The following is a 12,923-nucleotide window of genomic DNA, read 5'->3' as shown; positions in this document are numbered from 1 at the left end:
CGGAAGCTAAGCCTTACAGCGCCGATGGTACTGCAGGGGGGACCCTGTGGGAGAGTAGGACACCGCCGAACTCCTTTTAGACAGAAAGGCCCACACCTTATGGTGTGGGCCTTTCTGCATTTCAGGTACTACTGTGGCCGGCATGGGTTACGTGATCCGGTCCATACGGGCCGATGAGTGGCCCGCGGTGAAGGAGCTCAGGCTCGACTCGCTGCGGGATCCGGTGGCGCACCTGGCCTTTCTGGAGACCTACGAAGAAGCCGTCGCCCGCCCGGACTCCTTCTGGGAGGACAGGGCGGCCGGGGCCGCCGAAGGGGAGACCGGGGCGCAGCACTTCGTCGCCGAGGGGTCTGACGGTCGGTGGCTCGGGCAGTTGGTCGTACTGCTGGAGGAGGCGGGGACCACGGACTGGGCCGGGTTTCCGGTCGAACGGCGGCAGGGGCACATCGTCGGGGTGTACATACAGCCCGAGGCGCGTGGGGGCGAGCTGACCAGGGCGCTGTTCGCGGCGGGTCTGGAGTGGGCCTGGGGGGCCGGGGCCGAGCGGGTGCGGCTCATCGTGCACGAGGACAACGGGCGGGCGCAGGGCCTCTATCGCAAGGTGGGGTTCGTGCCGAGCGGGATACGGGTGTCGTTGCCGCAGGTTGCGGGGGAGTCAGAGCTGGAGTTCGTGCTGGAGCGCGACTGAGGTGCGTTCATCAGGGATCATGAAGCATGCGCCCGGACGACTGGCACCTCACCGAAGACATCGACGACTTTCTCGCTCGGGCCGGGGAGTTCCTGCGCTCACGTCCTGTCCCGCACATCATGCCGCTGACGTGGACCGCGAGACTTCGTGCGCGCGGGGCGGCCGCGTACGGTGCCGAAGCCGCCGTCTTCGCTTGGTTGGAGCGGGCCGGTGAGGTGCACGGCGCCTTCTACCGCCTGTCGCCCAGCCGTGGCCTGAGCCTCACTCCTCTCACCGCTGAGCAGGCCGACGCCCTCGCCGCCCGTCTGGTCGGCCTCGGGCACTCCGTTCCGTCCGTCAGCGCGGATGCCGCCACCGCCGCCGCTTTCGCCGAGGCCTGGCAGCGGCACACCGGGGCGACGCCGAGCGTGCGCATCCGGCTCTGTCTGCACCGCCTCGGGACGCTCGTCCCGCCGGAGCCGTTCCCGGCGGGACGGGGCCGGGCCGTGGGGGAGCAGGACCTCGAGCAACTCATGAGGCTGTGCCGCGGGTTCGCCGCGGACGTGGGGGAAGCCGTCACCATCGACGCCGACTCCTGGGCCGGCACCCGCTTCGCGGACAAGCGCTACACGTTCTGGGAGGCTCCGGACGGTACGCCCGTCTCCATGGCGGGGGCGAACCCCATGGTCGCCGGGCTGGTCCAGGTGGACCCCGTGTACACCCCGGCCCCTCTGCGCGGTCGCGGATACGCGGGTGCGGTGACGGCCGAGGTGAGCCGGGCCGCGCTGGCCGGGGGCGCCGAGGATGTCGTGCTGTTCACGGACGCGGCCAACCCCACCAGCAACGCCCTCTATCGGCGCCTCGGGTACGTTCCGGTCGTCGACTGGGCTGCGTACGACTTCTGAGCTCTATGCCGGGAGGTCCGCGTCCGGCCAGCGGGTGCGGGCCTGTTCGCGGGACCGGAGCAGGGCCAGGGTCGGTAGCCCCCGGTCCGCTCCGGCGGCCAGCAGCTCCGGGAGCTGGGGAAGCGGAGCCACGGCTGCGACGTCGTCCAGGACGAGCGTCAGTGGTGGGTCGAGGCGACCGGAGGATGACCGTTCGGCCATGCGCCGGCCACGCTCGACCACGCTTGAGATGAGGGCCGTCAGAAGGGGCATCGCGCCCGGATTGGTCCTGGGGTCCTCGATGGATTCACCCACCACATAAAGCGTGCCCCCTTCGTCGACGAAGGAATCCAAGGCGAGGGCATCATTTCGGTTGGGAGTGCATGCCTCGCGGATGTTGACCGTGAAGAGGGCGGAGAGGGCCCGGCTGGTCAACTCCTGGGCGATGTCGCGGCGTTCGGGGTGCGCGGTGAGGGCCGCTTCGAGTTCGCCGGCGGAGCCTGGGGCCGCCTTGGGGTTGGTGCGGAGGGTTCTCACGGCGTCCTGGATCTGGGCGCCCTGGCACCAGCGGTGGACGTGGCGGATGGTGCGGGCTTCTATCGCCGCGGCGTGGAGGTAGCTGCGCAGGAGTGTTTCGGCCACGTCGGCCACGGCCTGGTCGATCCTTGCGGTGGGGCGGACGGGGGCGAGGAGGGCCTGTGCCCTTGCCTTGGCTGTTTCCTTGGTCTCGCAGCCTGTGGTGGGGGACCAGTGGAGGCGGGCCGGGGTGTCGCAGAGGTGGGTGGGGTCGTAGACGTGGACCGGGCCCAGTTTGGCTTTGGCGTCCTTGGTGTCCTGCCAGATCGCGGGGTTCGAAGTGACGACGAGGGTGGGGCCTTCCGCGTCCCTGATGGCCTGGGTCGCGGTGGGGTGGCGGGATTCTCTCGGGGCGTAGAGCACCGCGCCTTCGGGGCGGGGTGTCTCCCACCCGGCCGCCGGTTCACCCTGGGACAGGGAAATGGGCATCTTGAGTGGCTCGGTGGGGAGGGGAGCCGTGGCCGGTTGCGGTTGTGGCTGCGGCTCTGGCGCCGGCCTCGGGATCGGTACCTCGTGGACCGGTTCGGGTTGCGAACGTCGTTCCCGGGCGGCCAGTTTCTCCGCTCTCGTCCTCGCCCGTACCGCCCTCCAGCGGGCCAGTGTGCCCATCACGAAGATCGTCAGGACGACCAGGATCAGCAGCTGGCCGATGAACAGGCCCCAGACCAGGCCGTAGCCGGAGAGCCCGCCGGCGGGGGTGTCGGGCCAGGCGCCGGACATGTCCTGGGGGTGGCCGATGAGATGGCGCATGGCCTGGGGGGTGCGGGTGAAGGTGACGCTCTTGGGCCAGTCGCCGTGGGCGAACAGGCCCGCGAGGCCCGTCGCCGTCCAGATCAGCAGGGTCATGCCGAGGAGGAAGGCGAGTATGCCGACCAACAGCCCGTCCGGGACGCCTCCCTGGCCTCCCTGACCGCCTTGTCGGCGGTCGTCAGGTCTCACCACTTGCCCGCCCCTCCTACGCCACTGTCGACTCGGAGTCGCCCAGGTGCTGCTCCACGAAGGCCGCCGCCCGCTCCTCCGCCTCCAACTCCGCCGCGCGCAGGGCGTCGTCGGTCAGGTCGCTGGAGGACTCCGTCATCGCGCGGTCGGTGAAGACCAGGGGGCGTTCGGTCTCGGTGACCAGGTGTTTGACCACCTGGACATTGCCGTTGACGTCCCAGACGGCGATGCCGGGGGTGAGGGAGGGGATGATCTCGACCGCCCAACGGGGCAGGCCCAGGACTCGGCCCGTCGCACGCGCCTCGTCCGCCTTCTGGGCGTAGATCGTCCTCGTCGACGCCATCTTCAGGATCGCCGCGGCCTCCTTCGCCGCCGCTCCGTCCACGACGTCGGACAGGTGGTGGACGACCGCGACGAAGGACAGGCCGAGCCGCCGGCCGAACTTCAGCAGCCGCTGGAAGAGCTGGGCCACGAAGGGGCTGGCGATGATGTGCCAGGCCTCCTCGACCAGGAAGATGCGCTTCTTGCGGTCGGGGCGGATCCAGGTGTGTTCCAGCCAAACTCCGACGATCGCCATGAGGATGGGCATGGCGATGGAGTTGCGGTCGATGTGGGACAAATCGAAGACGATCAGCGGCGCGTCCAGGTCGATGCCGACCGTTGTCGGGCCGTCGAACATGCCCCGCAGGTCACCGTCGACCAGGCGGTCGATGACCAGGGCGACATCGAGCCCCCACGCGCGGACGTCCTCTATGTCGACGTTCATCGCCTCGGCCGACTCGGGCTCGGGGTGCCGTAGCTGCTCCACGATGTCCGTGAGGATCGGCTGGCGGTCGACGATCGTCTCGTTGACGTAGGCGTGCGCGACCTTCAGCGCGAAGCCGGAGCGCTCGTCGAGGCCGTGGCCCATCGCGACCTCGATGATGGTCCGGAGCAGGGCGAGCTGGCCGGTCGTCGTGATCGCGGGGTCGAGCGGGTTGAGTCGGATCCCCATGTCCAGGGCGGCCATCGGGTCCAGGCGGATGGGAGTTATCCCCAACTCCTGCGCGATCAGGTTCCATTCACCGACGCCGTCCTCGCCCTGGGCGTCCAGGACGACGACCTGGCGGTCACGGAAGCGCAGCTGCCGTAGGACATACGTCTTCTCGAGCGCCGACTTGCCGTTGCCGGACTCGCCCAGGACCAGCCAGTGAGGTGCCGGGAGCTGCTGGCCGTAGAGCTGGAAGGGGTCGTAGATGTAGCCCTTTCCGGAGTAGACCTCGCGGCCGATGATCACGCCCGAGTCGCCGAGGCCCGGCGCTGCGGTCGGGAGGTAGACCGCCTGCGCCTGGCCGGTGGAGGTGCGGACCGGCAGGCGGGTCGTCTCGACCTTTCCGAAAAGGAAGGACGTGAAGGCGTCGGTGAGGATGGACATCGGATCCCGCATGCGGCAGCCCCTACCTTCGAATGCCGGTGGCGAACGGAAGGGTGTTCACGAAGGCGCGATGGTGCTCGCGGTCGCACCACTCCAGTTTCAGGTACGACTTTCCGGCCGACGCCCGGATGGTCCGCTTGTCGCGGGCCAGGGCCTCGGGGTTACGGGAGGAGACGGTGATGTAGCCGACCAGGTTGACGCCGGCCGCGCCGCTCGCGAGGTCCTCGCCGCGCTGGTCCAGGCGGTTGTGGGAGGCGACGTCGCGGGGGTCGACGGTGCGGTTCATCTTGGCGGCGCGGGAGGCCTCGGCCTCGTCGTTGGTCTTTTCGGTCAACATGCGTTCGATGGCTACCTCGGTGGGCTCGAGATCCATCGTCACGGCGACCGTTCGGATGACGTCCGGGGTGTGGACGAGCAGGGGTGCCAGGAAGTTGACGCCCACCGGGGTCATCGGCCACTCCTTCACCCAGGCCGTGGCGTGGCACCAGGGCGCGCGGGTGCTGGACTCCCGGGTCTTCGCCTGGAGGAACGTCGGTTCCATGGCGTCGAGTTCGGCCGGCCAGGCGTTGCGCTTGGTCATCGCCTGGATGTGGTCGATGGGGTGGTCGGGGTCGTACATGGAGTGGATCAGTGAGGCCAGCCGGCCCTGGCCGAGCGGCTGGCGCACGCGGATGTCGGCCTCCTGGAGGCGGGAGCAGATGTCGGTCAGCTCACGCGCCATGACGACGGCGAGCCCTGCGTCCCGGTCGAGCCTGCGGCCGGACTGGGGGCGGGCCGCGCGGGCCATCGCCTGGGCCTCGGCGGCGAGTTCGCGGTTGAAGTGCATGCAGGCGACGAGGTACGCGCGGTGCTGCTCGCTGCTGGTCGACACCATCGACTGGAGTTGGTCGTACGACGTCTGCAGCCACGGCAGTGCCCTGTCGTCCCCGCGCATCGCGACGTCCTTGGCGTGGGCGTCGGGGTCGGCGGGGAGAGTGCGGGCGAGCATCTGGATGCGGGTGACGAAGCCGTCGCCGTTGGCCACGTGCTTGAGGAGGGTGCCGAAGCGGTCGACGAGGGCTTCCTGGTCCTCGGAGTCGCGCAGGCCGACGCCGGGGCCCTCGATCTCGATCGCGGCCGTCACCGTGCGGCGGTCCGCGTGGAGCAGTACGGCGATTTCGTCGGGGCCGAACGGGGCGGCGAGCCAGTTGATCCGGCCGATGCCGGGGGGCGGGCCGACCTCGACCTCGCGGCCGTCGACGTGGGTGCCGGCCTCCATCACGGAGGAGCGGTAGGCCGTGCCCTGGCGCAGGCTCCGCTTGTAACTGCGGTTGATCTCGAACCACTTGTAGAACGTGCGGCGCTTGTACGGAACGTAGACCGCGGCGAGCGCGACGAGCGGGAAGCCCATCAGCAGCACGATGCGCAGGGAGAGCACCGGGACGAGGAGCCCGCACATCATGCCGAGGAACGCGCCCACGATGATGAGCGCGATCTCGCCCGTCTCGCGATTGCGGCCGACGATCGCGTTCGGCCGGGCGCGGCCGATCAGATATGTACGGCGGGGCGTGACCGTATGCGACACGTGGGACTCGGTCGTCAACGCCCGTCACCTCCTGTGCTGTTGCTGCCTGCGTTGCGGTTGCCGGCGTGCGGGGTGTTCACCGCGTTGCCCGCGCGGGGAGCGGGAGCGGCGGAGGGGACAGATCCGCCGCCTCCGTTCGGGGTGCGCGAGCTGTGGGCGGCGACTCCGCCGGACGCCGGGTTGCTCGGGCGGGCGCCCGAACCTCCGGAGGCCTGACCGTTGTTGTCGGCCCGGGAGCTGTGGGTCTTGATGCCCTGGGCGACCAGGGTGGCCGGGGAGCTGATCACCGCGGCGGCCTTGCCCTCGGCGTTCTGCATGATGCGGTTGTTGCGGGAGCCGGCGATCTCGTCGCCGAAGCCGGGGACGAAACGGTAGATCATCGCGCTGGCGAAGATGGCGAGCAGGATGATGGCGAGGCCGGAGACGACGGCGGAGAAGGCGTCGGGGCCGTCGTCGGAGGAGAGCGCGCCGGCGAGGCCGAGGACGATGACGATCACCGGTTTGACCAGGATGACGGCGATCATGATGCCGGCCCAGCGGCGGACGTGGCCCCAGAGGTTCTTGTCGACGAGGCCGGCGTAGACGACGGTGCCGAGGAGGGCGCCGACGTAGAGGAGGGCGGCTCTGATGACGAGCTCCAGCCACAGGACGCCGGCGGCGAGGATGCTGACCAGGGAGACGACGATCAGCATGATGGGGCCGCCGCCGATGTCGTTGCCCTTCTCCAGGGCGCCGGAGAAGGTGCCGAAGAAGGTGTCGGTCTGGTCGCCGGTGGCCTTCGCGAGGACCTCTGAGACGCCGTCGGTGGCCGAGACGACGGTGTAGAGGATGAGGGGGGTGAAGGCGGACGCGAGCACGGTCAGCCACAGGAACCCGATCGCCTCGCTGATGGCGGTGGTGAGGGGGACGCCTCGCACCGCGCGCTTGGCTACGGCCAGCAGCCACAGGAGAAGGGTGAGGATGGTCGATGCCGCGAAGACGACCGCGTACTGCTGGAGGAACTTCTGGTTGGTGAAGTCGACGTTCGCGGTGTTCTTGACGGCCTCGCTGAGCTTGTCGATGGTCCAGGCGGCGGCCTTTGCGCAGCTGTTGGCCAGGGAGGACATGGGGTCGAGGGTGGAGGTGGGGTCCAGGGAGGGGGATCCGCCGGAGGATCCGCCCGAGGAGTCACCTTCGCAGATCTGCTTGGCCTGGCCCGACAGGAGGCTGCAGTTGTCGGCGGACTCGGTGGGGGTCGGCGTGGGTGTAGGTGCGGCTGCGGCGCGGGCGGCGAGCAGCACGACGGCGGTCTGTACGGTGGCGACTGCGGCGGTGACCTTGAGTGCGAGGCGCTGGCTACCGGGCATAAGTGAAGCCTCCGTACTCCTGGACGGCCTTTGCCATTTCGTCAGCGCTCGACGCCTTGTCATCCCCAGGAACGGGAGCGGGACCGTCCTTCTGGGAGAAGCTGTCGACCTTCCAGTCGCTGTCAGCCCAGCGCATTTGGAGGATCATGGTGAACCAGTCGGTTGTCACCGGGTCGGTCGAGTCGGCGCCAGCCGTGCCGTACAAGCCGGTGCACCAGACCTCGACGGCCGCTGAGGTGGCCGATGCGCTCGTGACCTTGGTGCCGATCGGGACAGTGCGAGAGACATAGGTATCGCCTGCGGCCGCGTCACCGTTCTGGTCGAGGCCGAGCTTGCTCAGGAACTCCGCGGAGTATGCCTTGTCAAGCTTGGCGGTCAGGGCGGCCTGCTTGTCCGTCACGAAGACCTGCTGGACGAGCTCGGCTCTCCGGGCCGGCTTCAGGATATCGGCGGAGACCAAGACCGTCGCATAGTTCGCCGCCGCGCTCTGTGCCCCCTGTGCGTCATGCGCGTACCCCGTCGGGATGACGCCCGGGGTGGACTGCACCGGCTTGGTTCCGCTCGGTGCCGTGGACGAGGCCTTCGGCTGTCCCGCCGTCCCCTCTGCCGAAGAAGAGGAATCGTCTCCCCCACGGTTCGCGAAGGCGATCGCGGCGATCAGGAGGACGATGACGCCGACCACGGTGACCAGGCTTCTGGAGGACGAGCGGCTGCCCCGGCGGGCGCCGCCGTAGACGTCGCTGCTGCCCTCCGGGTACCGGGTGCGGGTCTGGCCCGTGCCGCCGTAGCCGCCGGAGCCCTCTTGGTCGTCTCCGAGACTCATGCCGCTCACGTCCCCTCGACGTCGTACGAAAACGCGTAGGAGTACGACGGTAGCCGCGCTGGTTCCCGCGCGGGTGCGGTGTGGTGACTCGACATCAGGGAACGCAACCTCAGCCGGTGGGCACTGCGGACGGGTGGGGTGGAGGGGCTGTACCGGACGGGGCGGCTATACGGCCATGCCGTACACGATGGTGAAGAGCGTGCCCAGGGAGCCGATGATGAAGACTCCCGTCAGCCCCGCGATGATGAGGCCCTTGCCCTGTTCCGCGCTGAAGGTGTCCCGCAGTGCGGTGGCTCCGATGCGCTGTTTGGCGGCGCCCCAGATGGCGATGCCGAGGCAGAGCAGGATGGCGACCGCCATGACGACCTGGATCATCGTCTTCGCCTCGGTCCCCAGCGCCCCGAAGGGGCCCCAGTCCGGAGCGATCCCGCCGATGATGGTGTTGATGTCTCCCTTGTCGGCCGCAAAGAGCATGTAAGTCACCGCCCCTGGTGGGTAGTTCCGTTTCCCCTGCGTGTGCGCAGAGGTCAGGCCTCATTGTCGCCGACAATTCTGCCGTCGTATGTCGACTTGGCGGCATTGGTTGGCGGGTTTCGTACGAATGACTGTCTGGTCACTCTGTGTATCACGGCAGGTAACGCCGGGCAATGAGGCCTGAGCGGAACCTGTCGTGTGGTTCCGTCGTTGACCCCTCCTACGACCTGCGGCGCTTCTGGCACCGATGTTCTGCGGGTGAAGGCTAACCCGGAGGGCTACCGGCATGGCGAACGGGCCGCGGTAGGGGAGCCCGCGGCCCGTTCGTTGACGGAGAGTCAGCCGGTGAAGGCGCTCACTCCCTTGGGGGTACCCAGGCCGGTCGGGCCGTCGTAGCCCGAGGTGGCGGTGCAGAAGTAGCTCGTCGAGCAGCTGCCGTTGTTGCCCGATGTCACGTCGTTGAGGGAGGACGTGTGCGCGTAGGGGTACTGCGCCGGGTAGTCACTGCTGCCGGGGGTGCCCGCGAGGGCGTAGACGGCCGCGATGATGGGGGACGAGGCGCTGGTGCCGCCGAACGTGTACCAGCCGGCGGTGACGCCGTAGGAGTCGTAGACGGAGACGCCGGTGGCCGGGTCGGCGACGGCGGAGACGTCCGAAATCATGCGCTTGGTGCAGCCGGTGTCGGTCTGCCAGCTCGGCTTGGCGTCATAGGACGAGCAGCCTGAACCGGTGCCCTCGGTGGAGCTGGTCTTCCAGACGGTCTCGGTCCAGCCGCGGGTGGTGGAGGAGGTGGAGAGCGCGGTGCCGCCCACCGACGTCACGTACTTGGAGGCGGCCGGGTATTCGGCGCCGTAGCCCTCGTCGCCGGCGGAGACGGTGATGGCGACGCCGGGGTGGTTGAAGTACGAGGAGTCGTAGGAGGTGTCCGAGGAGGACTCGGAGCCGCCGTAGGAGTTGGAGACGAACTTGGCGCCCAGGGTGACGGCCTCGTTCACGGCCTTGCCCAGGTTGGCCATGGTGGCGGACTTGGCCTCGACGAGGAGGATCTTGGCGTTCGGGGCGATGGCGGAGACCATGTCGAGGTCGAGGGAGATCTCCTCGGACCAGCCGGCGTCGCTGGTGGGCAGGGAGGTCGTGGAGCCGGTCTGACTGACCTTCTTGAAGCAGCCGCTCGCGCTGGTGCAGGCCGGCAGGCCGTAGTACGAGCGGTACTTGGCGAGGTCCGCCTCGGCGTTCGGGTCGTTGTAGGCGTCGACGATGGCGATGGTCTCGCCGGAGCCGTTGGCGGCGGACGCGGAGGTCAGGCCGTACGCCGACTGGAGGTCGCTCGGGCCGTAGCCGGAGGGGGTGGCGGCGTCGGCGGCCTTCGGGGTGATGCCGCGGGCTTTCTGGAAGGCGGTGGTGCCGCCCGTCACGCGGAGGGAGTTGCAGGCGAGTTCGCCGGTCTTCTTGGGGGTGGCGCAGGGAGTCGCGGCCCAGGTGACCTTGGACGAGGTCGTCGCGTCCGCGTGGACCGCGGTGCCGAAGCCGGCGAGGACGAGGGCGGCGGTGACGGCCGTGGCGGAGCCGACGCGGTGCCATCTCAGGCGTATGTGGGGGAAGTTGGTACGCAAGGTGCAGCCTCCTGATGGTGAGGGAACAGGGGCGGTGCGGGTGCGTGCCGTCGGTACGGTTTCCCCGGCGGCGGGCGGCGGCCTGTGACACGGTCCACCTTGATCCGTACGCGACAACAGAGAATGGCTGGAATTCTGACCTTCGCCATACCGAAAGTTGTCCCGGGCTTACTGGTGCATGGCCGCTCGATGGACTGCGGGCGGTGGTGACTTGACTCGTGTGGACACGGCGAACGGGCCGCGACCGGATGTCGCGACCCGTTGCCGTTGTGCCGCCGAGGGGACCCCACGTCCCCCTCTCGAGGGCGGCGCCCCCGTGACCCGACGGGGACACTCATGGACCGGATCAGCCGGTGAAGGCGCCCAGGCCTGCCGGGGTACCCAGGCCGGTCGGGCCGTCGTAGCCCGACTTGGCGGTGCAGAAGTAGCTCGTGGAGCAGGTGCCGTTGTTGCCGGAGGTCACGTCGTTGAGGGCGGTGGTGTCCTCGTAGGGGTACTGGGCCGGGTAGTCGCTGCTGCCCGGGGTGCCCGCGAGGGCGTACACCGACGCGATGATGGGGGACGAGGCGCTGGTGCCGCCGTAGGTGTTCCAGCCCGTGCCGTCCGAGCCGTAGGAGTCGTAGACGGAGACGCCGGTGGCAGGGTCGGCGACGGCGGAGACGTCGGCGATCATGCGCTTGGTGCAGCCGGTGTCGGTCTGCCAGGAGGGCTTGGCGTCGTACGAGGAGCAGCCCGAACCCGTGCCCTCGGTGGAGCTGGTCTTCCAGACGCTCTCGGTCCAGCCGCGGGAGGTGGAGGAGGTGGACAGCTTGGTGCCGCCGACCGCGGTGACGTACTTGGAGGCGGCCGGGTATTCGGCGCCGTAGCCCTCGTCGCCGGCGGAGACGGTGATCGCCACACCGGGGTGGTTGAAGTACGAGGAGTCGTAGGAGGTGTCCGAGGAGGACTCGGAGCCGCCGTAGGAGTTGGAGACGAACTTGGCACCCAGGGTGACGGCCTCGTTCACGGCCTTGCCCAGGTTGGCCATGCTCGACGAACTCGCCTCGACCAGCAGGATCTTGGCGTTCGGGGCGATGGCGGAGACCATGTCGAGGTCGAGGGAGATCTCACCGGCCCAGCCGCTGTCGGCAGTGGGGAGGGAGGTCGTGGAGCCGGTCTGGGAGACCTTCTTGAAGCAGCCGTTGGCGGTGGTGCAGGCCGGCAGGCCGTAGTAGCTGCGGTAGGTGGCCAGGTCGGCGGCGGCGTTGGGGTCGTCGTAGGCGTCGACGATGGCGATGGTCTCGCCGGAGCCGTTGGAGGCGGACGCGGAGGTCAGGCCGTACGCCGACTGGAGGTCGCTCGGGCCGTAGCCGGTCGGGCTCGCGGAGGAGGCGTTCGGCTTGAGCGTCTTGGCGGTCATGCCCTTCAGCGCGGCCTGCTTCTCCATGAACGCGGTGGTGCCGCCGGTGACGCGCAGGGCGTTGCAGGCGGCGTAGCCCTTCTTGGGGGTGGCGTCACACGCGCTCTCGTACTGCACATGGGCCTTGGCGACGGCGGTGGCGACGGCTTTGGCGCTCACGTGGTCGGGCGTGGCCGCGGTCGCGTGGACGGCGGTGCCGAGTCCGGCGAGGACGAGGGCGGAGGTGGCCACGGCGGTGGAGCCGGCCCGACGCCATCTGCCGGACGTGTGGGGGGAACGGGAAGTACGCAACGTACAGCCTCCTGAGAGTGGTTGCAGAGGCCTGCGGTGGGGGACCACCGGTGAGGTTCCCGGTGGGGGCGGCGACCCGCGTAGACCATCGCCTTGTTGAGTACGTGACAACAAGACAGGCGGTGGAATCCTGACTTCCGCCATACCCAAGGGTGTTGGGGGATTGCTGATCAATGGCGGGCGGATGGGCGGGGGATGGTCACGGCTTGACCATCTACACGCGTCGCACACAACTCCCGGATGCGTGACGGCGGGCCGAGGCTCCCGGTCAGCGGGGCTTGAGGCCGTACATCAGGTGATGGACGAGTCCCGACACGGTGGCCATGGCGGCCTCGGTGGTGAACTTGCCGGTGACGGCGAGGGACGCGAGGCCGTGGAGGGCGGTGCCCACGACGAGGGTGAGCTGCTCGGGGTCGCCGTCGACGATCTCGCCGTGCTGCTGGGCGGCGGCGACGGCCCGCTCCAGGGCGCCGACCGTGCGGTCGATCGCTGCGGCCATCTGCTCGGCGGCGTCGGGCTCGTGCTTGCGGGCGTACATCAGCTCGAGGAGCTCGGCGTTGTCGATGGCGAAGCCGAGGTAGGTCCGGGCCAGGACGGTGAGGCGGTCCTGGAGGGGGAGCCCCGGTTCGTCGGCGGCTTCGAGTGCCTCGGCCATGCGGTCGTATCCGACCAGGGCGAGGGCGTTGAGCAGGGCCTGCTTGTCCTTGAAGTGCCGGCCGGGGGCGGCGTGGCTGACGCCGAGGTCGCGGGCGAGTTCACGCAGGGAGAGGGAGGCGCTGCCCTTGTCGCGGAGGGTGCGTTCGGCGGCGGCGAGGAGGGCGGAGCGCAGGTCTCCGTGGTGGTAGGGGCGGGTCTCGGGCTTCTCGGCTGGCATGGGTGCCATCGTATCCGGATGTAGTCGATGCCAGCATTGTTGTCATTGACAGCATTGTT

Annotated in this window: 11 protein-coding genes and 1 rRNA gene; 3 read left to right on the top strand and 9 right to left on the bottom strand. The window is 69.2% G+C overall.

The window, feature by feature from the left end:
• The 3 genes from rrf to RNB18_RS34485 all read left to right on the top strand — a co-directional run.
• Positions 1-71: ribosomal RNA gene (gene rrf / locus RNB18_RS54175) — 5S ribosomal RNA — on the top strand; the annotation flags it as partial.
• Between the two features lie 71 nt (positions 72-142).
• Complete coding sequence (locus RNB18_RS34490; protein ID WP_311718013.1) at positions 143-688, top strand: GNAT family N-acetyltransferase; 546 nt, start codon at positions 143-145, stop codon at positions 686-688.
• A 26-nt stretch (positions 689-714) separates the two neighbouring features.
• Positions 715-1,572 carry a GNAT family N-acetyltransferase gene (locus RNB18_RS34485; RefSeq protein ID WP_311718012.1) on the top strand — a complete coding sequence of 286 codons (858 nt, stop codon included), beginning with the start codon at positions 715-717 and terminating at the stop codon, positions 1,570-1,572.
• Positions 1,573-1,575: 3 nt separating this feature from the next.
• Here RNB18_RS34485 and RNB18_RS34480 read toward each other — a convergent pair whose 3' ends face one another.
• From RNB18_RS34480 to RNB18_RS34440, 9 genes are all read right to left on the bottom strand, one after another.
• Positions 1,576-3,066, bottom strand: coding sequence for a type IV secretory system conjugative DNA transfer family protein (locus tag RNB18_RS34480; RefSeq protein ID WP_311718018.1), 1,491 nt, complete (start codon positions 3,064-3,066; stop codon positions 1,576-1,578).
• A 16-nt stretch (positions 3,067-3,082) separates the two neighbouring features.
• A complete protein-coding gene (locus RNB18_RS34475; protein WP_280858589.1) occupies positions 3,083-4,492 on the bottom strand; it encodes an ATP-binding protein in 1,410 nt (469 codons plus the stop codon).
• A gap of 10 nt (positions 4,493-4,502) precedes the next feature.
• Positions 4,503-6,062 carry an SCO6880 family protein gene (locus tag RNB18_RS34470; protein ID WP_311718011.1) on the bottom strand — a complete coding sequence of 520 codons (1,560 nt, stop codon included), beginning with the start codon at positions 6,060-6,062 and terminating at the stop codon, positions 4,503-4,505.
• The gene (locus tag RNB18_RS34465) at positions 6,059-7,390 is read right to left on the bottom strand and encodes a hypothetical protein (RefSeq protein ID WP_311718010.1); all 1,332 of its coding nucleotides are present in this window, start codon (positions 7,388-7,390) and stop codon (positions 6,059-6,061) included. Before RNB18_RS34465 ends, RNB18_RS34470 begins: the two co-directional genes overlap by 4 nt.
• On the bottom strand, positions 7,380-8,213 hold the full coding sequence (locus RNB18_RS34460; protein WP_311718009.1) for a hypothetical protein: 834 nt from the start codon (positions 8,211-8,213) through the stop codon (positions 7,380-7,382). The genes RNB18_RS34465 and RNB18_RS34460 overlap by 11 nt, the downstream gene beginning before the upstream one ends.
• Positions 8,214-8,378: 165 nt before the next feature.
• Positions 8,379-8,687: a hypothetical protein gene (locus tag RNB18_RS34455; protein WP_007383036.1), complete on the bottom strand. Its 309-nt coding sequence runs from the start codon at positions 8,685-8,687 to the stop codon at positions 8,379-8,381.
• Between the two features lie 338 nt (positions 8,688-9,025).
• Positions 9,026-10,300 carry a S53 family peptidase gene (locus RNB18_RS34450; RefSeq protein WP_311718008.1) on the bottom strand — a complete coding sequence of 425 codons (1,275 nt, stop codon included), beginning with the start codon at positions 10,298-10,300 and terminating at the stop codon, positions 9,026-9,028.
• 346 nt (positions 10,301-10,646) lie between these two features.
• Positions 10,647-11,990, bottom strand: coding sequence for a S53 family peptidase (locus tag RNB18_RS34445; RefSeq protein WP_311718007.1), 1,344 nt, complete (start codon positions 11,988-11,990; stop codon positions 10,647-10,649).
• Between the two features lie 268 nt (positions 11,991-12,258).
• Positions 12,259-12,873, bottom strand: coding sequence for a TetR/AcrR family transcriptional regulator (locus tag RNB18_RS34440; protein WP_311718006.1), 615 nt, complete (start codon positions 12,871-12,873; stop codon positions 12,259-12,261).
• Positions 12,874-12,923 lie beyond the last annotated feature (50 nt).

The sequence above is a fragment of the Streptomyces doebereineriae genome, from assembly GCF_031845645.1.
GTDB lineage: Bacteria > Actinomycetota > Actinomycetes > Streptomycetales > Streptomycetaceae > Streptomyces > Streptomyces canus.
The sequence above is the reverse complement of the archived record's forward strand: the minus strand, read 5'-3'. Positions and strand labels throughout refer to the sequence as shown.

Excerpts from the sequence above, each read along its gene's own strand:
- RNB18_RS34490 (WP_311718013.1), top strand. The coding sequence starts at position 143 with ATGGGTTACGTGATCCGGTCCATACGGGCCGATGAGTGGCCCGCGGTG.
- RNB18_RS34485 (WP_311718012.1), top strand. The coding sequence starts at position 715 with ATGCGCCCGGACGACTGGCACCTCACCGAAGACATCGACGACTTTCTC.
- RNB18_RS34475 (WP_280858589.1), bottom strand. The coding sequence starts at position 4,492 with ATGCGGGATCCGATGTCCATCCTCACCGACGCCTTCACGTCCTTCCTT.
- RNB18_RS34465 (WP_311718010.1), bottom strand. The coding sequence starts at position 7,390 with ATGCCCGGTAGCCAGCGCCTCGCACTCAAGGTCACCGCCGCAGTCGCC.
- RNB18_RS34460 (WP_311718009.1), bottom strand. The coding sequence starts at position 8,213 with ATGAGTCTCGGAGACGACCAAGAGGGCTCCGGCGGCTACGGCGGCACG.
- RNB18_RS34455 (WP_007383036.1), bottom strand. The coding sequence starts at position 8,687 with ATGCTCTTTGCGGCCGACAAGGGAGACATCAACACCATCATCGGCGGG.
- RNB18_RS34440 (WP_311718006.1), bottom strand. The coding sequence starts at position 12,873 with ATGGCACCCATGCCAGCCGAGAAGCCCGAGACCCGCCCCTACCACCAC.